Here is an 18,950-nt window from a genome sequence, read left to right as displayed (position 1 = left end):
GGCTTGGCGCTGAACCCGCCTTCGACGGGGCTGGCTTCGGCCCTCGTGCTGGTGTCCTCGGGCGTCTGGGGGCTGTTCTGGCTGCCCCTGCGCCACCTTGAGGACAGCGGGGTCGACGGGGTCTGGTCGGCGTTCCTGCTGAACATGCCTGTTGCGCTGGTGCTGGCGGTTGTCGTCGCGCTGCGCTGGGACGTGAACCGGGCCGAGTTCCGCCATGCCGCCGCGATCGGCTCGGTCGTGGGGCTTGGCATGGGGCTTTATGCGGCCGGGCTGATCTATTCCACGGTCTTGCGGGCGACCTTCCTGTTCTATCTCGTGCCGGTCTGGGCGACGCTGATCGGCATCGTCTGGCTGGACGAGAAGGCGGGGCTGCTGCGCTGGGCGGCCATTGCGGTGGGCCTGGGGGGGCTTTTGCTGATCATCGGGCAGGGCGGCGGGCAGGTGCCGATGGGGATCGGCGATGTCTTTGCCTTCTTTTCCGGCATCTTCTGGGCCATCGGCGCGGCGATGATCAAGCGCTTTGATACCGTGCGGGTCGAGGGCATGGCCCTGTTCCAGTTTCTTGCCGCAGGCTTTTCGGCGCTGCTTCTGGGCGCGGTGGCCGGCGTGATCGGGCCGCCTGACCTGAGCGCCATGATCGCGGGGCTGCCCGTGGCCGCCGCAACCTCGATCCTTGCGCTGGGCCCGTCCGTCATCGCGATTTTCTGGGCGCAGAAATTCCTGTTTCCCGGACGTGCGGGGCTGTTGATGATGTCCGAGGTGCTGGTGGCGGCGCTTTCGGCGTCGATCCTGTTGCCGGGTGAGCGGATGCAGGGGCTGGAATGGGTCGGCGCGGGGCTGATCGTCGTCGCCTGCCTTGCCGAGGTGCTTCTGGCCCCGTCGGACAAGCCCCACGGGAATTGACGCTTGCAGCCGCCGCGCCCCTGTCGCAGGTTTCAATCCAAGAAACGGGCAGGGAGGGGCAGCCATGACATCGCAGCGGACATTGGACCTGGATTTTGTGCGGGCGCAGTTCCCCGCCTTTGCCGAGCCATCGCTGCAGGGGCAGGCGTTCTTTGAGAACGCGGGCGGGTCCTATGCCTGCAATCCCGTGATCGACCGGCTGACCCGGTTCTACACGGAACGCAAGGTGCAGCCCTATGCGCCCTATGCCGCGTCGGAACTGGCCGGGGCCGAGATGGACGAGGCCCGCGCACGGCTGGCGGCCTGGATGGGGGTTGATGGCGACGAAGTGTCCTTTGGCCCCTCGACCACCCAGAACACTTACGTGCTTGCGCAGGCCTTCCGCCAGTGGATGCAGCCGGGGGAGGCCATCATCGTCACCGATCAGGACCACGAGGCCAATTCCGGCCCCTGGCGACGGCTGGCCGATGAGGGCATCGAGATCCGCGAATGGAAGATCGACCCGGTCACAGGGCACCTTGACCCCGCCGATCTTGAGGCGCTTCTGGACGACAAGGTGCGGTTGGTCTGCTTCCCGCATTGCTCGAACGTGGTCGGAGAGGTCAACCCGGTCGCCCGGATCACGGCGCTGGCCCATGGCGCCGGTGCCTTTACCTGCGTGGACGGGGTCAGCTATGCGCCGCATGGCATCCCCGATGTGCGGGCGCTGGATGCCGATATCTACCTGTTTTCCGCCTACAAGACCTATGGCCCACACCAGGGCGTCATGGTGATCCGCAGATCAGTGGCGCAGCTGTTGCCGAACCAGGGCCATTATTTCAACGGTGACAGCCTGACCAAGCGGTTCACCCCCGCAGGCCCGGACCACGCGCAGGTGGCGGCGATGGCGGGCGTGATCGACTATTTCGAGGCGCTGGCGGACCACCACGGTCTTGATACCGGGGAAGCTGCTGGCACCGCTTCGGCCGTGCATGACCTGTTGCGTGCGCACGAGACGTCCCTGTTACAGCCGGTGTTGGACTTTGTCGGGCAACGGAATTCGGTCCGTCTGATCGGACCGGGGGACGCCGCCCTGCGCGCGCCGACCGTGGCGATGGAATGCAACGCGCATGCCGAGGCGCTGGCCGCCCGGCTTGCCCACCACGGGATCATGACGGGGGGCGGTGATTTCTATGCCGTGCGTGCGCTGTCGGCGATGGGGGTAGACATGCAGAAAGGGGTGCTGCGGGTCAGTTTCGTCCATTACACCTCGCCCGGCGAAATCGACCAGCTTTTGACCGCGCTGGATGCGGTTCTTTGAAGAAAAAAGGAAATTCTTGCCCGATTTTCATTTTGGACTAGCATCAGACCGACAACCGACGAAGGGAAACGCCGGATGATCCTGACGACGACCGAAGGTCAAGACAATCTGCCGCGCTATTTTGCGCAGGTCTTTGAAATGGCGAAACAGGTCAATACGGGCCGTATCGACTTTGTGATGCCCGATGGCCGCCGGTTCCGCGCCGAAGGACGCGCGCCCGGTCAGGTCTGTGAACTTGCGATCCACAACCCTGACAGTTTTGCCCGCCTGATCCGCGAAGGCGACCTGGGGTTCTGCGATGCCTATATCGACGGCTGGTGGTCTACGCCCGACTTGCAGGCCTTTCTCGATTTCCTGATGGCGGACAATGACTCGCTCTACGAGGGGTTTCCGGGCATGTTCCTGGTGCGGGTCTATGAGCGCATGCGCCATTGGATGAACCGCAACACCAAGGAGCAGGCGAAGAAGAACATCTCGTATCACTACGATCTGGGTAATGAATTCTATGCCCTGTGGCTGGATGAGACGATGACCTATTCCTCGGCCATGTTCGAGACCGGACAGGAAAGCATGGAGGCCGCCCAGACCGCGAAATACAAGTCCATCGTGGACGGGATCGGGGCGCAGCCGGGGGATCACGTTCTGGAAATCGGCTGTGGCTGGGGCGGGTTCGCCGAATATGCCGCGCGGGAACGCGGCGTGCGTGTGACCGGGCTGACCATCTCACGAGAGCAATTGAAGTTCGCCTCGGAACGCATTGAAAAAGCTGGGTTATCAGATCTGGTAGAGTTCAAGCTTCAGGACTATCGCGACGAACAGGGCGAATATGACGGCATCGCCTCGATCGAGATGTTCGAGGCGGTCGGCGAAAAATACTGGCCGGATTATTTCCAGACCGTGAAACGCTGTCTGAAGCCTGGGAAACAGGCCACGCTTCAGATCATCACCATGCATGACGACCGCTTTGACGCCTATCGAAAAGGCGTTGATTTCATTCAGAAATACATCTTCCCCGGCGGCATGCTGCCCAGTCCCACGGTGTTGCGGCAGGAGGTGGAAAAGGCCGGGCTGCACGTCGCGGGATCGGTCGAGTTCGGCGAAAGCTACAGCCAGACGCTCAGGCGCTGGTATGATACGTTCAACGGCAAATGGGATCAGGTCGCGGCGCTTGGCTTTGACGACAGGTTCCGGCGCATGTGGAATTTCTACCTGACCTCTTGCGCCGCGGCGTTCCATTGTGGAAACACCGATGTAACGCAAATCACGATCCAACGGCCCACCTGATGTTCACCGCCGCCAAATTGATTGCCGCCCTGTTCATGGGGGCGCTTGGGATCCTGGTCTCGGAGCAGATCAAGCCGCTCTTGCCCGAGGGCGCCGACCCCGGTCACATGTCGCTTGTGAACTTCTGCATCGGCGCGGTGTTCGGGTGGCGGATCCTGGGCGCGCGGGCCGGGCGCAGGACGGTGGACGGGATCAACAACGGCCTGACCACGGTGGTCGTCATGGTGCTGGTGGCGCTGTTCATACAAGGCATGAACGAGATGCTGCGCCGGGCCTTGCTCAGCTATTACGACAGCCCGGTCGAGGCGATGAAAGTCGCGCTGGACCTTGGCCTGCGATATGGCGAATACCTGTTGGTCCCGAAAATCGCTGGCACCCTGATCGGGGGCGCGGTTCTGGGCGGGATCGTGACCGAGTTCGTGGCCCGCCGCTGGAGATAACCCATGACATCCCTGTTCTTTTACGGCACGTTGCGACACGCGCCGCTGTTGGCGATCGTGCTGGGCCGCGATCCTGCGTCGCTTGGCGCGGACCCCGCAACCCTGGCCGACCACGCGGTTCTTGAGGTGCCCGGAGAGCCGTTTCCCCAGATCGTCGAACGCGCCGGGGCGGTGGCCTTGGGATTGCTGGCGCGTAACCTGACGGAGGAGGAGATCGCGCGCCTTGATTTCTATGAAGGCGGATTTGGCTATGAAACCCGCGACGTGACGCTGGTGACACCGACGGGGATGACGCAGGCCGGGGTCTATTTCCCGGCGCCGGGCCTGTGGCCGCAAGGCGGGGCGTGGGACCTTGCTGCATGGCAGGCGCAATGGGGCGAGATGACCTGTCATGCCGCAACCGAAGTCATGAGCTACTTTGGAGAGCGGTCAGCCGATGAGGTCGCTGTGATGTTCCCGATGATCCGCATGCGCGCGATGCAGAAGGTTCTGGCGCAAAACGGGCCAGAGGCCCTGTCGCCCAGCGGGTTCGGGCGCGGTGACGTGCAACTCTCTGGCCATCACCGCCCCTATGCCAGCTATTTCACCATGGAAACGATCACCGCCACGCATCGCAGCTTTTCCGGCGGGCAAAGCCCCCAGATCAAGCGCGAAGTCCTTGTGGGCAGCGATGCCGCGATCCTGCTGCCCTATGACCCGGTGCGGGACCGGGTTCTGTTGATCGAACAGTTCCGCGCCCCGGCCTTCCTGCGCGGCGACCCGCGCCCGTGGCTGATCGAGCCGATTGCAGGCCGCATTGATCCCGGTGAAACCCCCGAGGATGCCGCCCGCCGCGAGGCGCAGGAAGAGGCGGGGCTGACGGTCTCGGCGCTGCACCGGGTTTCGTCCTGTTATGCTTCGCCGGGCAATGCGACCGAGTTCTATCACATCTTCATCGGCATCACCGATCTGCCCGACGACGTGACCGGCATTGGCGGTCTTGATAGCGAGGCCGAGGATATCCGGTCATGGCTGTTCGACTTTGACACGTTCAACGGGCTTCTGGACGGGGACAGGCTGAATAACGCGCCGTTGGTCGTGGCCGGGCTTTGGCTTGCACGGATGCGTGATCGCCTGCGGAGCGGTGCTTGAGTTCCCCATCGCCGCGCCCTACACAGGGTGAAACAGACAAATACCGAAAAGGGCATGCCGTCATGCGTATTGCACAAGACCTCGCCGCCGCCGTCGGCAACACTCCTCTCATTCGCCTGCGCCGCGCCAGCGAAGAGACAGGGTGTGAAATCCTTGGCAAGGCGGAATTCATGAACCCCGGACAGTCGGTCAAGGACCGCGCGGCGCTTTATATCATCAAGGATGCGCTGGCACGGGGCGAACTGAAGCCGGGCGGCACCATCGTCGAGGGCACCGCGGGCAATACCGGCATCGGGCTGGCGCTGGTTGGCGCGTCGATGGGGTTCAAGACGGTGATCGTGATTCCTGAGACCCAGAGCCAGGAAAAGAAGGATATGCTGCGTCTGGCGGGCGCCGAGCTGGTTCAGGTTCCCGCGGCGCCATATAAGAATCCGAACAACTATGTGCGGTATTCCGGGCGTCTGGCGGCAAAACTTGCCGAAACCGAACCTAATGGTGCGATCTGGGCAAACCAGTTCGACAACGTGGCCAACCGGCAGGCCCATGTCGAGACCACCGGACCGGAAATCTGGGAACAGACCGGCGGCAAGGTCGACGGTTTTGTTTGCGCCGTCGGATCGGGCGGTACGCTCGCGGGTGTGGCCGAGGCATTGCAGCCCAAGGGCGTGAAGATCGCGCTGGCCGACCCGATGGGCGCGGCGCTTTACAGCTATTACACCACGGGCGAGTTCAAGGCCGAGGGCACCTCGATCACCGAGGGCATCGGGCAGGGGCGGGTGACGGCGAACCTGGAAGGGTTCACGCCGGACATGAACTATCAGATTCCCGACGAAGAGGCGCTGCCGGTTGTCTTCGACCTGTTGCAGGAAGAGGGGCTTTGTCTTGGCGGGTCTTCGGGCGTGAACGTGGCCGGCGCGATCCGCATGGCGCGGGAAATGGGGCCAGGCCACACCATCGTGACGGTTCTGTGCGACTATGGCACCCGCTATCAGTCGAAACTGTTCAACCCGACCTTCCTGCGTGAAAAGGGTCTGCCGACCCCGGATTGGCTGGGCGCGGGTCCGGCGTCGATCCCCGGCGTGTTCGAGGACTGATCGCGGATGGCGGCGCTGCGAGGGTTCCTTGTCATCGTCCTGTCGGTGCTGTGGCTGGCAATTGCCCCGGCACCTGCCATCGCACAGGAACAGGACGCGATCTCGGCCATTGAATACGGCCAATGGGAAACCCTTGCGCGGCGCGCCGAACTGTCCATCGAGACCGGCAGGGCGTCTGACATTTCGCTGGAAACGCTCAGGGCGCAGCTTGACGACTGGCGCCAGCGTTTCAACGCGGTGCAATCGGCACAATCGGTCAAGGTGCGGTCGCTGCGCTCGCAGTTGAACGCGCTTGGGCCGGCCCCGGAAGGCGGCGCGCTGGACGAGTTTGCCGACGAACGCACGCGGTTGCAGTCGGAACTGGCCGCTGCGGAAGCCCCGCAGAAAAAGGCAAACCTGGCCTTTACCGAAGCGGAATCGCTGATCTATTCACTGGACACGCTGTTGCGGGCGCGGCAGGCCGAGACCCTGTTCAAGCGCACCAAGACTCCGATCAATCCAACCCTCTGGCCGGCCGCGATCGAAGCGGTGGCGAAATCGGCCGAACTTCTGTTGCAGGAACTGGCGTCGACCTTTTCCAACAAGGACGCCCTGCAAGAGGCCAAGCGGAACCTGCCAATTTTCCTGATCCTGCTGCTGCCGGGCCTGGTTCTGGTCACGCGCGGGCGCCATGTCGCCGATCGCTTCCTTGAACGTTTGACCTCGGATCAGATTGTCGGGGTGCGCTGGTTGCTGGCCTATCTGTTCTCGCTGGGTCAGATCATCCTGCCGCTGCTCGGTCTGGTGCTGATTACGGCAGCGATCTATGCCACCGGGCTGCCGGGGCTCAGGGCCGATGCGCTGTTGACGGACCTGCCGCTGGCTGGGGGGTATCTGCTGCTTGCGATGTGGCTTGGCGCACGGGCCTTCCCCAAGAACCCGGCGCTGCGCCCCTTGCTGGATCTCAGCCCGGAGAAACGGACCGAGGGCCGTCTGATGGCCTTTGTCCTGGGCTGGGTGCTGGTGTTCCACGTCTATCTTGATGAAATGGCGAAATACGATGACTGGAGCGACGAGGTCCGCGCCGTCATCTACCTGCCGCTGATCGTGGTCGGGGCACTGGGCATTGCGCAGATTGGCCGGCTTTTGATGCTGCACGCGCGCCATGATGCGGGGGACGAGGAACAGGAAAGCTCGGAAAGCCGGTATCTGGACAGCATCGTGTCGATTGGCGGCCGGGCGGTCATGGCAATCGCCGTGATTGGCGTCGGCCTGTCGGTCATCGGCTTTGCGCGGGCGTCCCAGGGCGTCATCATCCCGATGATCCTGTCCTTGCAGCTGGTCACCTTCCTGGCCCTGCTCCAGCGCCTTCTGAGCCTGATCTACGGCCTGTTCGCGCGGGATGAGACCAAGGTTCAGGATTCGCTGCTGCTGGTCTTTACCGGGCTGGCGCTGTTTGTGCTGGCGCTGCCGCTTCTGGCGCTGATCTGGGGTGCGCGCCTGTCGGATCTTCATGAAATCTGGACCCGCATCACCTATGGGCTGCAACTGGGCGACGTGCGGATTTCGCCGATGGACGTGCTGGTCCTGGTGATGGTCTTTGCCATCGGTTACGCGGTGACGCGGCTGTCGCAGGGGATCATCCAGAACACGGTTCTGCCGCGCACCCGCATCGACAAGGGCGGACAAACCGCCATCGTGTCGGGGCTTGGCTATATCGGGATCTTCCTGTCGGCGATCATCGCCATCACCAGTGCCGGGATCAACCTGTCCAATGTCGCGCTGCTGGCCGGTGCGCTTTCGGTCGGTATCGGTTTTGGCCTTCAGACCATCGTTCAGAACTTTGTCTCGGGCATTATCCTCTTGATCGAGCGCCCAATCACCGAAGGCGACTGGATCGAGGTCAATGGTCAGATGGGCTATGTGCGCGATATTTCCGTCCGCGCCACCCGGATCGAGACCTTCGACCGCACCGACGTCATCATCCCCAACGGCGACCTCGTGTCGGGCTCGGTCACGAACTATACCCGTGGCAACACGATTGGCCGCGTCATCGTGCCGGTGGGGGTCGCCTATGGCACTGATCCCCGCAAGGTCGAGCGCGTTCTGCGCGAGATCGCCGAGGCGCATCCGATGGTGCTGGTCAATCCGCCGCCCAACGTGGTGTTCCAGGGCTTCGGTGCGGATTCGCTGGATTTCGAGATCCGCGCCATCCTGCGCGACGTGAACTGGATGCTGACGGTGCGGTCGGAAATGAATTTCGAAATCGCGCGCCGGTTCGAGGAAGAAGGGATCGAGATCCCCTTCGCACAGCGCGACGTCTGGATCAGGAACCCCGAGGCGCTTGTCGGCGGCAAGGCGGCCGAACCCGTCAAGCCGGACCCGCGCGAGCCCGCCCCGGAGATCACCAAACCGGTCGAGATGACCGAAGCCGACATGGACAACGCCCCGGATGGCGACGGCGATGCCGATGGAGATGCACGATGACCGAAATGCTGTTCCGCGAGGATGCCTATCTGCGCAGCGCAGAGGCCACCGTCATCGCCCACACGCCCGAGGGCGGGGTGGTGCTGGACCAGAGCCTGTTCTATCCCACCGGCGGCGGTCAGCCCGGCGACAGCGGGCGGCTTGACTGGACCGGCGGCACGCTCAACGTCGCGACAACGGTGAAATCCGGCGATGACATCGTGCTGGTTCCAGCCGAACCCACGCCGTTGCCCGCCATCGGCGCCGCGGTCACGCAAGAGATCGAGTGGAACCGCCGCTTCCGCCACATGCGCATCCACACCGCGTTGCACCTTCTGTCGGTGGTGATCCCGCTGCCCGTCACCGGCGGTTCGATCGGCGCCGACAAGGGGCGGCTGGATTTCGACATGCCCGACGCGCCCGAGGACAAAGAGGCGCTCGAGGCGGCGCTGGTCGACCTGATCGACCGCGATCTGCCGGTCACCGAAAGCTGGATCACCGATGCCGAACTGATCGCCAATCCCGGCCTCGTGAAAACCATGTCGGTGCAGCCGCCGATTGGCGCGGGCAGGGTGCGCCTTGTCAGGATCGGCGACGACGACACGCAGATCGACCTGCAACCCTGCGGCGGCACCCACGTCGCCCGCACCAGCGAGATCGGCCGCATCCGCCTTGGCAAGATCGAAAAGAAGGGCCGCCAGAACCGCCGCGTGAACCTGCATCTGGACGACTGAAACCGGGCCGTTTCGCCCGGAAACACCGCCGAACAGGAATTTCCTGCAATCCCCCTTGCAAATGCCTCCTCCCCAAGGCTAAAGAGCGCCCTACGGAGCGGTGGCCGAGTGGTCGAAGGCGCACGCCTGGAAAGTGTGTAGGCGGGAAACCGTCTCCAGGGTTCGAATCCCTGTCGCTCCGCCACCATCACCATTGCGAAACTTGAATAGCCCCCGGCCAGCGCCGGAATTTTCCCTGTTTTCAAAGGGGTTTGCGTGATGGGTGCGAACCTCTGAGACGGGCCGCTCCCCCATTTCGGTCTCTGAGCCGCCCCCGGTCTCTGGTCGAGCGAACCTCGCGCAATTCGGTTCGGTGTGATTTTCGTAATCGTTTTCAATGACATGAGCCTCAACCCCGCCAAAACTTCGCCCCCTGTCTCCAATGCCTGCGAGCGGAACATGGCCCGAACAAACAGGAGGCGTAGTGGGTGGGACTGCTGGTAGTCCAATTCGTGGCAGTAAGGGGGTCCAACGATAAAAGGGCGCGCCATGGCGCACGCCCTTTCCAAGTCTTTGCAGTGTGTGCGAGCATGCCGGCCCGGTTTCGGTTTCACTCCTCTGGAGCGAAGCCGACATAGGTGCCAAAAAATGAGGGGGCTGGAACGTACCCGGCGAACTTGACGGCACCATGCATTTTGACCTGGCTGGTCAGTCCATCGATACCGTGTTCCGGCAGGTCGAGATCATCGTTCTCCGCACCCGCTATCCCGAGAGCGGAGTCGAAACGCGCGCTTCGGTATTCAAAGGCCTCGTCATGGGCGACAAAAAGCGTGTGAGGGCACGCCGAATAGTATTCCTCGCCTTCGTGGGCCTTTTGGGGGTTCATGACTTCTTGGCCACAGAATGGACAGTGAAGCGTTGCGGTATGAGGGACTTCAACACAAGCGATTGCTTTTTCAGTCATTGTTTTTCCTTGTGATCTCGCTGAATTGGCTTGTTGTCCCGGATGCCTATCTCAAATTGGAGCGCAACTTCAATGCATTAACGCAATCGTGCGAAGCCGATGTTCCCGGTTGAAAACCGTTTCGGGATCTTGCGCGAGCCCTTGAACTACGCCCGCCGCTGGACGCCCATGTCTCGCTGACGCCAACGACCTTTCAGGCGAGCTTTCATTGAAGGCAAAGTTAAAACTTCCTCACGAAAAGAGGTAACCAAACCTCGTCTCCAGCTTCTCTTCGAGGCCAGCCAAAGAGGCTGAGTCGGAATCGTTGCCCTTTGAGATGGCTTTGACTTGCGTATCGATGTCGGCGGCTATCTCTTTGAGTTTCCTTTGAATCGGAGCCAGGGCGGGACTGGCGGAAGCGCCCTTGACCGCCGCGCGCGCAGCAAATCTGGCTGTGGCGAGATAGTCGAGAACGCGGGTGTGTTCGGCTTCATCCGCTTCTACATCGAGCAACTGGAGAGCGCGGATCGTGCCGAAGTGCTGCAAGAGCAGACGGCCGATCAGGCGGGGCCACTCGGTACCATCCTTTGAGTTCAGCGTGAGCACCTGATGCGCACGCGATGCGCCCGATATCGGCACCGCGCTTGCCATGACAACCTGGAGCAAGGCGCGCAGTCTGACGAGCTCGGCAGTGGTGATCCTTTTTTCCTTCAACGATGCGGTCCGCTTTTCGAATGATTGAACGGCTTCCAGGAACTTCCTAGCTGTCGCCTTTGCGCGTGCGCGCTGCGCAGATTTTTCTTGCTTGGTAACAGAGTGATCGTGACTTTCCGCCGTATTCTCGTCGTCTTGCGAAGGCTCGGTCGTGCGAAGATCCGTGGAGGCATCCTGCATCAAGGCGCGTTCGTCCGTCTCTGAAAAATCTTCGGATACCAAACCCACGAGACGGTTCAAGCAGGCGTTGATAACGCTGGCTGCGGTTTCTCCCCGGCCAGCGACCCAATGGGGACGATGTTGATTCTGCTCAAGAGCACGATTTCGGGCTTGCACGAATGCTTCATATGGAAGGACCTTGTGGTCTTTTTTTTCCGTGTCGGTCGATGTTTCTTTCGCGTGCGGTTTGCTCTGGGCAGATATTTCATTCTGAGAAGAATCGTCGAGCATCTCCAATTCGTTCAACGCCTCGAGAATGGTCAGGTCCTCCTGCTCCAGCTCTTCCAGTTCATCAATAATCCTGCGTTTACGCCCCCGCTGTACGGGACGCGTTGAAGAGGCCAGCACATCGAGATCTATCACGAATGACGGCGCGGAGCGGGTGCCGTCCGTCGCCACGACCACCGCGAGCCGAGGGCGCGGCATATCGGGATCAATTTCCCAGTTTTTGCCCGAGGCGGCACCGATCTCGAGAACCTGGCCTGTCTCCGACTCGTCCCGGTCGAGAAGCCGTATTTCACGTGCGTCGAAGGCGCCGTGCACCGACGGCCGCCATGTCAGTCTACGCGCGTGCAACTCGAATGTGCCCGCATCGGCTGGAGCGGGCGGGGAAGAGAGCGCAGTTGCCCTTTGATCTTTCGGCGGAAGGTCCGAAAATTGCAGGGGGTGGTCCTCATATTCCTCCAACCCAAGCGTGGTCAGCGCTGCGCCGCGGGTGACGCGCTTGTAGACCCCTGCCTCGGCATTGCCTTTGGATGCCTCGGGCCCGAGCAGCGCCGGAAACGAGCAGTTCATGCTGCCTGATATGACGTGATCCCAAGTCGCTCCTAGTGCGAGGAAAAGTTTCGCGTGGACGAACCTCGAGGACCCATCAACTGCGGCATTGAAAAGCCTCAACTTGTCATGCCGCGTCACGCTCTCCACCGGGAATTGCCCCGCCGAAGGCTGCACAAGCAGATCGGTTTCAGGATTTCCAAGAGCGACGCGAAGCCGCGCGAGGCCTTCCAGCCCTTCATCCCAGAACGGCGAAATCACGATCAGCCGTTCGATCGGATCCCCTCCAATCGCCTCCACCATCTGCCCAAGGATGGCGTCGTCTGGCCGGTCGATGATTAACTTCAAATCCTCCAGATTTTCACTTGTTTCATCAAGATACGCCGTTTGCAGCCATCGCGACTGCCTGAATGCACGCTCGAGCGCGGAAGGAAACCAGGGATCGTCGCTGGGAACGCGACCCGCGATATAGCGCAGAGCCTGCCCGAAAATGTGCAAGTATTCTGGCCGCTCGGCAGTATATGGAATGTCGGCAATCAGTTCCCTATTTCCGCCCAGCCCCAGGCCCGTGAGGTTGGCCGAACCAATCAGCAAGCGGCCCTTTTCCGCCCCGCTCAGCAACGTGATTTTGGGATGGAACGCGCCTGGTACGGAAATCTTGACGACATGATAGAGCGTGCCGGCAAAGCGCGGCGGACCGAATTCTTCGAAGCTGGTGTTTACCATGCGCTGATCTGCCAACACCGAAATATTCCGGCACCCAGCGCCCCTCAGGCGCGGGAACGGCACATCCTCGAACGCCTGAGCTGAAAAGGCGTAAGTCGTCAAGAACGCGGAGTCATATCCGCTTTCTCCAAAAACGTCGTAGTATTTCATTGCCGCTCGATTTCACTCAAACCCAAAGTCGTCGGTCCGTCATCGTTCAGCAATTTTGCGTCTCTCAGGAACTGGACCGCCTGGTCGATCCGCGGACTGCTCGGGGAAACCGTGAAGCCGGCGCGGTATCGCAGCATGCCGTCGTCCGGCTCCATCAGAAAGGTATAAGCCCTTTGATTGCGGAATTTTCGCGACGCAACCCACTGATGCCGTTTTATGATCCTTTCGGAAATGATTGCGCTCAAGGCCGCCCCAGTCGGACGGTCCAGGAGGTCCTCGAAGTAGCGCAGCTCCGTGGCGTATGAACGGAAGTGGTCCGCCGCCCGGAGCCACCGCATGGTCTCGGCTCGATAGTCTTCGCGCTTGGCCCATAGCGCGCCGATCAGTTCGAGCGCGGCGCGGATTTCGTCCGCGTCCTCACTCGTCTTCTCGGCATCCAAGAGTCTGGCCTGCGCATTCCTGGCGGTCGTTTCCGGCGTGGCTTCTGCGGGAAGGGCGGTAAGCGTGTCGGACCACGATTTTGTCGCATCGATTCCGGAGCACTCGGCAATGTCTGCCACAAGCGTGGCTAGAGGTTGGCGATTGAAAGGAGCGCGGTTCAGGATGCGCAACCCGGCCGACAAAATACCCTCATAGGCCAGACGCATGAGGTCGCTTGCCTGATACAGAGACCAGAGCCCCAAAACCTCGTTGTCGTCATCGGGGCGGTCACGATCATTCGTTTCGAACCATGCCCATTTGGCGTCTTCTGCACTGGGCACCCGACCGAGGGCTTTGGATAGTTCCAGAAGCTTGAGCAGAGTTTGGCGTCGAAGGGCGTCGGACGCACCGGCATTCTGTTGCCTGCCGGTCAATATCGCGACGAGGGCTTCCTGCTCCGGGCTCCCTTCGCGGATGCGAGATGGCTTTAAGGGAGCGAGCCGATCCAAGTCTCCAACGGTGACGCGACCTGCTTCGACCGCGGCAAGGAATACTTCGGCCAGATCGCCCAATTCGTTCCGCAGCGCTTCCGCCAGAGGCATGGCCGCGTTCAAGCAATATGGAACCGGAAGATCGGGATCATCCATGCGGATGAGATTCATTTCGCGCAACTGGCTGGCGTAAATGCCGCCAAATGCGCCCCCCTTGTTCTTCAGGTAACGATTGTCAGGACTTGCATCGGGAGCGGCGCCGTCCGCGAATTCGATGATCTGGTCCATACTCGGGTCGCTGCCGATGCCACTCACGACGCGCAAAGCCCATTCGATTCCAGCGACACCAGGTTCATAGTCGCCACGTGCGCATGTCAGCGCCAAAAGGGCCTCGGCACGCCGCTGGAAGATCCGGAAATCTTCCAAAGCGGTGCTTCCGCTTCGGCGCGCGTAGGCGTCGAGAAGCCAAGGGAAGAACGAATAATAGCGCAAACGTAGAGTGATGGTGCTGATTCCAGGCAAGAGAGATTGATAGACGACCTCAATCGGGCGTTGCATCCCCAACGGATCAAGGCCTGTGACCTGGCCGAGTTCGGTCCATTGGGGAAAGCCAGGTTCAAATTCATTCTGGTCTAGCAATTTGATCTACTCCACTCGTCACGTGCAACTGAGAGTAGAACTTGGAGACGGTCATTGGAATAGTTATTGGTTTCAATCACCCCCAAACACCCGCGCCACCTGCTCCTCCCAAGGTAGCGAGGCGATCAGGCACAGATCGTAGATCGTGATCGCGCAAGGCTCGCGGCCGACGACGAGGCGTTCCAACACGTCGGGTGCCAGCCAGGCGAGGCGCGTGAGGCGGCTGAGGTAGCGGTCGGAGAGGCCTTCGTCGGCGGCGAGATCGGTGATCGTGGCGATCTCGCCGTTCTCCAGCATCTTCCGCCAGCGCCACGCCCGGCCGATGGTCCGCAGGAGGCGGGGATCCTGACCGGTGGGCGATGCGGCCTCCATGTCCTTGGGCGGCAGGATGCGCGGGCGGCCGCCGCGTTTGCGCAAGGTGAGCGGCACGTGGACGCGGATCGTGTCTTGCGCGGGCATCAGGCGGCGTCCTCTGCTTCGGGCGTCAACAGGCTGGCCAAGGCGCCGAGTCCGTCATGGCGCAGGTCGATGTCCATGCCGTCCTCGCCAACCGTGACCCGTGCGACCAGCAGTTGCACGACGCGCGCCTGTTCGGCCGGGATCAGCGCGGCCCACATGTCATCGAACTGCGCGAGGGTGGCGACGACGGTGTTTTCGTCGAGATCTGGGCGCTCTTTCTTCAGAGCCCGCGCTGTCCGTGCCACCACCTCGGGCGTGCGCAGCATGCGCCGCACCTCGGCGATCACCGCCTCCTCGACCATCGCCGCCGGAAGCCGCTGTGGACCACGCAGCTCCGCCTTGGAGCGGCCGCTGATCACGTCCATCGAGGTATAGTAGCAATAGCGCTTGCCCTTGCGTTTCGTGTGGTGCGGCGTCATCGCGGCGCCGGTCTGGGTGAAGATCAGCCCGCGCAGCAGGGCTGGCGCGGCGGCCCGGGTGCGTCCGGCGCGGGCATGGGTATTTCCCTTGAGAACGGCATGAACAGCATCCCACAACTCGGGGCTGATGATCGCCTTATGCGCGCCGGGATAGACCGCGCCCTTGTGGGTGATCTCGCCGCGATAGATGCGGTTGTGCAGGAGCTTGTAGAGCGCGCCCCTGTCGATGGGACGGCCGCGCTTGGAGCGGATGCCGCGCGCGTCCAGTTCGCGCACCACTGAGGCGGTGGTCTCTGACCGCGCGAAGAGTTCGAAAATGGCGCGCACGTTCTCGGCCTCGGCCGGGTTGATGACCAGCTTGCGGTTGATGGCGTCATAGCCGAGCGGGACGAACCCGCCCATCCACATGCCCTTCTTCTTCGAGGCCGCCACCTTGTCACGGATCCGTTCGCCGATCACCTCGCGCTCGAACTGGGCGAAGCTGAGCAGGATGTTGAGCGTCAGCCGGCCCATGGACGTGGTGGTGTTGAACGACTGGGTGACGGAGACGAAAGTCACGCCGTGGCGGTCGAAGATTTTGACCAACTTCGAGAAATCCATCAGCGCGCGGCTGAGCCGGTCGATCTTGTAGACGACGACAACGTCCACCAGCCCGTCCTCGATATCGGCGATCAGCTGCTTCAGCGCCGGGCGGTCGAGCGTGCCGCCGGAAAAGCCGCCGTCATCGTAGCGTTCTCGCAGGCAGGCCCAGCCCTCGGCGCGCTGGCTGGCGATGTAGGCCTCGCAGGCCTCGCGCTGCGCATCAAGGCTGTTGAACTCCATGTCGAGCCCTTCCTCGGTGGACTTGCGGGTGTAGACGGCGCAGCGCAGGCGGCGCGTGGGCGTTTGTCGCGTGGTCATTTCACCCCTCCCGTCCGGTCGAGGCCGAAGAAGCGCCAGCCGTTCCAGTTCACGCCGGTGATCGCGCGCACGGCGGCCGAGAGCGACTTGAAGCGCCGCCCCTGCCATTCGAACCCGTCCGCCAGCACGGTGACGACATGCTCCTCGCCCTCCCATTCGCGCACCAGCTTGGTGCCGGGGGCGGGCTTGCGCGGGTCCGAGACCATGCCGCCCAGCTTGCCGGCGGCGACCTCCTCGGCCAGCACGTCGAGCGTGCGCCGGGTCTCGCGCCCCAGCCCGCCAAGGGCCAGTTCCTGGATGCGGTAGCCCTGCCGAAGCTCGAGATTGCCGCGGCTGGCATTCGGCGCGGGCGCATCGAACAGCTCCTCCCGTTTCTCACGCAACTGCGCCACGCTCATCGCCCGCAGGGCCATGGGCTCGGCCAAGACGTCGGACCGTCCCGCCGCACTTTCATTCGATCGAGTGTTCCTCATTCCTCGCCTCCAACTCGGTTTCGCAACTGCCTCCGACGACGGCGTCTGAGGGCGAGAATGTCCAGTGAACTGTCTGGGTCGGTGGGAGAATTCTCGTGCGTGGTCAGCGGGTTGGCGCGCGAAACGGCGCCGGCGAGAATCTTGGCCAGTTCAGCGAGCCGCTGGTTGGTGGTGAGCGTTTCGGCGGGCGGCGCGAAGGACAAATCGTCGGACATGGGGAGCGAACCTCCTGAGGCAGTTTGCTCCGTGTTCGCCGCCCGAGGGGGAGGATTTCAAGGGAAATCAGAGGGTTGTCGTAGGGGGCGTAGATGCGAGTGCGCAATCGAGAGCGATGTCGGAAGTGAAACCCGATGATAGACTCACTTCAACCGCCAGCGGTATTCACGTCGTACGAGACGTGCAAATGAGTTGCAGTTTTGAACCAGCGGAAAACGATATGTCAGAGACAGAATATACTTCGAACCAGGAGGAACGGGATCCGGTACCGGGCATCGACTATGTCGTACGTCTGGAAGCTCTCGAATCCATAGAGAGAGACCGGATCCTTCAATGAGCAGCCTCATCTGACTGGTCCAATTTGATTGTTAGTGCATGATCGGCCTGTGATCCATCGGGATGATGGTTTCCGGGGTCGGTGGGCGATAACCCAATGCACTGTGGGGCCTTTTTGTGTTGTAGTGTTTCCTCCATTGCTCGATCAGGATTTGTGCTTCTCGCAAGCTGTAGAAGATCTCGCCGTTGAGCAGTTCATCCCTCATCCGCCCGTTGAAGCTTTCGCAATATCCGTTCTCCCAAGGAGACCCTGGTTCGATGTAGGCGGTCTTGCCCCCAACAGCAGCGATCCAGCCCCGAACCGCCTGGGCAACGAACTCGGGGCCATTGTCGGAACGTATGAAGACAGGAGTGTTACGCAGGATGAACAGGTCTGTCAGAACATCAATCACATCTGTCGAGTTCAGCTTGCGCTTCACCTTGATCGCCAGGCATTCCCGGCTGTGCTCATCCAGAGTGTTCAAGGTGCGGAACGCCTTCCCATCATCTGTCCGACAATGAACGAAGTCATATGACCAGACATGGTTTCGATACTCAGGCCGCAGCCGGACGCATGATCCGTCATTCAGCCAGAGCCGCCCCTTCTTCGGTTGTTTTGCTGGAACCTTCAGCCCCTCTCGTCGCCATAGTCGTTCGACACGACCATCACTGACCGACCAACCCGCCTCCCTGAGCAGAGCCGCTATCCGACGATAGCCGTAGCGGCCGTACTGTCTGGCCAGTTCGATCATGTCAGCGACCAACCGGTCCTCATCTGCACGCCCTCTCGGAGCATGCCGCTGTGTCGAACGATGTTGTCCCAGCACGCGGCAGGTCCTGCGCTCAGACACTTTGAACTGGCTGCGCACATGATCGATGCAAGCGCGACGACAAGCGGGGCTCAGAAGTTTCCCTTCGCAGCTTCCCTCAAAATCAGCTTGTCGAGCGTCAGGTCCGAAACCGCACGTCTCAACCGCTCATTCTCCTTCTGAAGTCGCTTCAATTCCTTCAGCTGATCCACGCCCATTCCACCATACTGCTTGCGCCAGCGGTAATAGGTCTGTTCAACAACACCTATCTGTCTGATCGCGTCCAGACGGGGCATGCCTTGCCCCATCAACACTTCAACCTGCCGCAACTTCGAGACAATCTCTTCGGGCTTCGGTCGCTTGTTTGCCATTCTTGGTCCTCCGTTTCCTAAACATAGCGGTGGACCAGTTCAGTTGGGGAGGCTCAAAGCCGTCAGGCTGAAAATCCGCCAAATCCGAAGGACGTCAAACCCGCTTCATCTCAGTGGCTTGGAACGCTTGGAAATAGAACCACTATTCCCTGCGCGCTCCAAACCCCTGATGTTTCGCGGGTTTGGCGCCAGTGGTGCAGGATGAATGGGTCCTGACCCTAGCGAGACAGATCGAATTAATCTGCCAGCACCCCTTTGTCACTTTACACATTCAGAAATTGCAATTAATGATTGCAATAATGAAACCTGTACCTGCCCAGCTGTCGCGCCGCGACCTCCTGACAACGGCCGCGGCTTTTGCCGCGATGTCGGCCATGCCGACATTGGCCAGTTCGAAAATCGCCTTTGATAACGGTGCAAAACTGACAACCGTGTCTGACGGGCACCTGATCCTGCCGCGCTCGATGATCTTTGGCGACATGCCGCAGGCAGAGCTGGACGCGATCCTGCTCAGGCACGGTGCCGGGTAGTGCCCCGTGGGGTGGTGTAAGAGGCCGCGCGCGAAGCCCTTGGCGTAGCGCAGCGCGCGGCCGGGCTGGCGG

The 18,950-nt window shown here is 61.7% G+C and carries 17 protein-coding genes and 1 tRNA gene; 10 read left to right on the top strand and 8 right to left on the bottom strand.

The window, feature by feature from the left end:
• Window positions 1–3: 3 nt before the first annotated feature.
• The 9 genes from JQ863_RS13025 to JQ863_RS12985 all read left to right on the top strand — a co-directional run bounded on the left by JQ863_RS13025 (window position 4) and on the right by JQ863_RS12985 (window position 9,515).
• Window positions 4–903: a DMT family transporter gene (locus JQ863_RS13025; protein WP_204114592.1), complete on the top strand. Its 900-nt coding sequence runs from the start codon at window positions 4–6 to the stop codon at window positions 901–903.
• Between the two features lie 64 nt (window positions 904–967).
• Complete coding sequence (locus JQ863_RS13020; RefSeq protein ID WP_204114591.1) at window positions 968–2,203, top strand: aminotransferase class V-fold PLP-dependent enzyme; 1,236 nt, start codon at window positions 968–970, stop codon at window positions 2,201–2,203.
• Between the two features lie 75 nt (window positions 2,204–2,278).
• The gene (locus tag JQ863_RS13015; protein ID WP_204114590.1) at window positions 2,279–3,487 is read left to right on the top strand and encodes an SAM-dependent methyltransferase; all 1,209 of its coding nucleotides are present in this window, start codon (window positions 2,279–2,281) and stop codon (window positions 3,485–3,487) included.
• Entirely contained in the window at window positions 3,487–3,927 is a 441-nt protein-coding gene (locus JQ863_RS13010) for a TrgA family protein (RefSeq protein WP_204114589.1), read from the top strand. Before JQ863_RS13015 ends, JQ863_RS13010 begins: the two co-directional genes overlap by 1 nt.
• Before the next feature lie 3 nt (window positions 3,928–3,930).
• Window positions 3,931–5,058, top strand: coding sequence for an NUDIX domain-containing protein (locus tag JQ863_RS13005; protein WP_204114588.1), 1,128 nt, complete (start codon window positions 3,931–3,933; stop codon window positions 5,056–5,058).
• 62 nt (window positions 5,059–5,120) lie between these two features.
• Window positions 5,121–6,152 carry a cysteine synthase A gene (locus tag JQ863_RS13000; protein WP_204114587.1) on the top strand — a complete coding sequence of 344 codons (1,032 nt, stop codon included), beginning with the start codon at window positions 5,121–5,123 and terminating at the stop codon, window positions 6,150–6,152.
• A 6-nt stretch (window positions 6,153–6,158) separates the two neighbouring features.
• A complete protein-coding gene (locus tag JQ863_RS12995) occupies window positions 6,159–8,618 on the top strand; it encodes a DUF3772 domain-containing protein (protein ID WP_204114586.1) in 2,460 nt (819 codons plus the stop codon).
• Complete coding sequence (locus JQ863_RS12990; protein ID WP_204114585.1) at window positions 8,615–9,331, top strand: alanyl-tRNA editing protein; 717 nt, start codon at window positions 8,615–8,617, stop codon at window positions 9,329–9,331. Before JQ863_RS12995 ends, JQ863_RS12990 begins: the two co-directional genes overlap by 4 nt.
• A 94-nt stretch (window positions 9,332–9,425) precedes the next feature.
• Window positions 9,426–9,515, top strand: a tRNA-Ser gene (locus JQ863_RS12985).
• Window positions 9,516–9,920: 405 nt separating this feature from the next.
• On the opposite strand, the gene JQ863_RS12980 is transcribed toward JQ863_RS12985, so the two are convergent.
• From JQ863_RS12980 to JQ863_RS12945, 8 genes are all read right to left on the bottom strand, one after another.
• Window positions 9,921–10,274: a hypothetical protein gene (locus JQ863_RS12980; RefSeq protein WP_204114584.1), complete on the bottom strand. Its 354-nt coding sequence runs from the start codon at window positions 10,272–10,274 to the stop codon at window positions 9,921–9,923.
• Window positions 10,275–10,505: 231 nt separating this feature from the next.
• Window positions 10,506–12,836, bottom strand: a complete 2,331-nt coding sequence (locus JQ863_RS12975; RefSeq protein ID WP_204114583.1) for a phospholipase D-like domain-containing protein — start codon at window positions 12,834–12,836, stop codon at window positions 10,506–10,508.
• Entirely contained in the window at window positions 12,833–14,386 is a 1,554-nt protein-coding gene (locus JQ863_RS12970) for a hypothetical protein (RefSeq protein ID WP_204114582.1), read from the bottom strand. The genes JQ863_RS12975 and JQ863_RS12970 overlap by 4 nt, the downstream gene beginning before the upstream one ends.
• A gap of 72 nt (window positions 14,387–14,458) precedes the next feature.
• Window positions 14,459–14,845, bottom strand: a complete 387-nt coding sequence (locus JQ863_RS12965) for a hypothetical protein (RefSeq protein WP_204114581.1) — start codon at window positions 14,843–14,845, stop codon at window positions 14,459–14,461.
• On the bottom strand, window positions 14,845–16,164 hold the full coding sequence (locus JQ863_RS12960; protein WP_204114580.1) for a recombinase family protein: 1,320 nt from the start codon (window positions 16,162–16,164) through the stop codon (window positions 14,845–14,847). The genes JQ863_RS12965 and JQ863_RS12960 overlap by 1 nt, the downstream gene beginning before the upstream one ends.
• Window positions 16,161–16,577 carry a DUF2924 domain-containing protein gene (locus JQ863_RS12955; RefSeq protein WP_239113283.1) on the bottom strand — a complete coding sequence of 139 codons (417 nt, stop codon included), beginning with the start codon at window positions 16,575–16,577 and terminating at the stop codon, window positions 16,161–16,163. The genes JQ863_RS12960 and JQ863_RS12955 overlap by 4 nt, the downstream gene beginning before the upstream one ends.
• A 56-nt stretch (window positions 16,578–16,633) precedes the next feature.
• Window positions 16,634–16,852 carry a hypothetical protein gene (locus tag JQ863_RS12950; protein ID WP_204114578.1) on the bottom strand — a complete coding sequence of 73 codons (219 nt, stop codon included), beginning with the start codon at window positions 16,850–16,852 and terminating at the stop codon, window positions 16,634–16,636.
• Window positions 16,853–17,221: 369 nt separating this feature from the next.
• Window positions 17,222–18,348 (bottom strand): IS3 family transposase gene (locus JQ863_RS12945; RefSeq protein WP_204114577.1). Its coding sequence is split into 2 segments (ribosomal slippage): window positions 17,222–18,084 and window positions 18,084–18,348, totalling 1,128 coding nucleotides; the frame shifts between segments, so codons are not numbered across the junction.
• A 299-nt stretch (window positions 18,349–18,647) separates the two neighbouring features.
• On the opposite strand from JQ863_RS12945, the gene JQ863_RS12940 reads away from it, so the two are divergent.
• A complete protein-coding gene (locus JQ863_RS12940) occupies window positions 18,648–18,878 on the top strand; it encodes a hypothetical protein (RefSeq protein ID WP_204114576.1) in 231 nt (76 codons plus the stop codon).
• The last annotated feature ends 72 nt before the right edge of the window (window positions 18,879–18,950 follow it).

The sequence above is a fragment of the Shimia biformata genome, assembly GCF_016888515.1.
In the GTDB taxonomy this organism is placed as follows: Bacteria; Pseudomonadota; Alphaproteobacteria; order Rhodobacterales; family Rhodobacteraceae; genus Shimia_A; species Shimia_A biformata.
The sequence above is the reverse complement of the archived record's forward strand: the minus strand, read 5'-3'. Positions and strand labels throughout refer to the sequence as shown.

What these genes read in the sequence shown, in the direction of transcription:
- JQ863_RS13020 (WP_204114591.1), top strand. Translation starts at nt 968, where the DNA reads ATGACATCGCAGCGGACATTGGACCTGGATTTTGTGCGGGCGCAGTTC.
- JQ863_RS13015 (WP_204114590.1), top strand. Translation starts at nt 2,279, where the DNA reads ATGATCCTGACGACGACCGAAGGTCAAGACAATCTGCCGCGCTATTTT.
- JQ863_RS13010 (WP_204114589.1), top strand. Translation starts at nt 3,487, where the DNA reads ATGTTCACCGCCGCCAAATTGATTGCCGCCCTGTTCATGGGGGCGCTT.
- JQ863_RS13005 (WP_204114588.1), top strand. Translation starts at nt 3,931, where the DNA reads ATGACATCCCTGTTCTTTTACGGCACGTTGCGACACGCGCCGCTGTTG.
- JQ863_RS13000 (WP_204114587.1), top strand. Translation starts at nt 5,121, where the DNA reads ATGCGTATTGCACAAGACCTCGCCGCCGCCGTCGGCAACACTCCTCTC.
- JQ863_RS12995 (WP_204114586.1), top strand. Translation starts at nt 6,159, where the DNA reads ATGGCGGCGCTGCGAGGGTTCCTTGTCATCGTCCTGTCGGTGCTGTGG.
- JQ863_RS12990 (WP_204114585.1), top strand. Translation starts at nt 8,615, where the DNA reads ATGACCGAAATGCTGTTCCGCGAGGATGCCTATCTGCGCAGCGCAGAG.
- JQ863_RS12980 (WP_204114584.1), bottom strand. Translation starts at nt 10,274, where the DNA reads ATGACTGAAAAAGCAATCGCTTGTGTTGAAGTCCCTCATACCGCAACG.
- JQ863_RS12975 (WP_204114583.1), bottom strand. Translation starts at nt 12,836, where the DNA reads ATGAAATACTACGACGTTTTTGGAGAAAGCGGATATGACTCCGCGTTC.
- JQ863_RS12965 (WP_204114581.1), bottom strand. Translation starts at nt 14,845, where the DNA reads ATGCCCGCGCAAGACACGATCCGCGTCCACGTGCCGCTCACCTTGCGC.
- JQ863_RS12960 (WP_204114580.1), bottom strand. Translation starts at nt 16,164, where the DNA reads ATGACCACGCGACAAACGCCCACGCGCCGCCTGCGCTGCGCCGTCTAC.
- JQ863_RS12955 (WP_239113283.1), bottom strand. Translation starts at nt 16,577, where the DNA reads ATGGCCCTGCGGGCGATGAGCGTGGCGCAGTTGCGTGAGAAACGGGAG.
- JQ863_RS12950 (WP_204114578.1), bottom strand. Translation starts at nt 16,852, where the DNA reads ATGTCCGACGATTTGTCCTTCGCGCCGCCCGCCGAAACGCTCACCACC.
- JQ863_RS12940 (WP_204114576.1), top strand. Translation starts at nt 18,648, where the DNA reads ATGAAACCTGTACCTGCCCAGCTGTCGCGCCGCGACCTCCTGACAACG.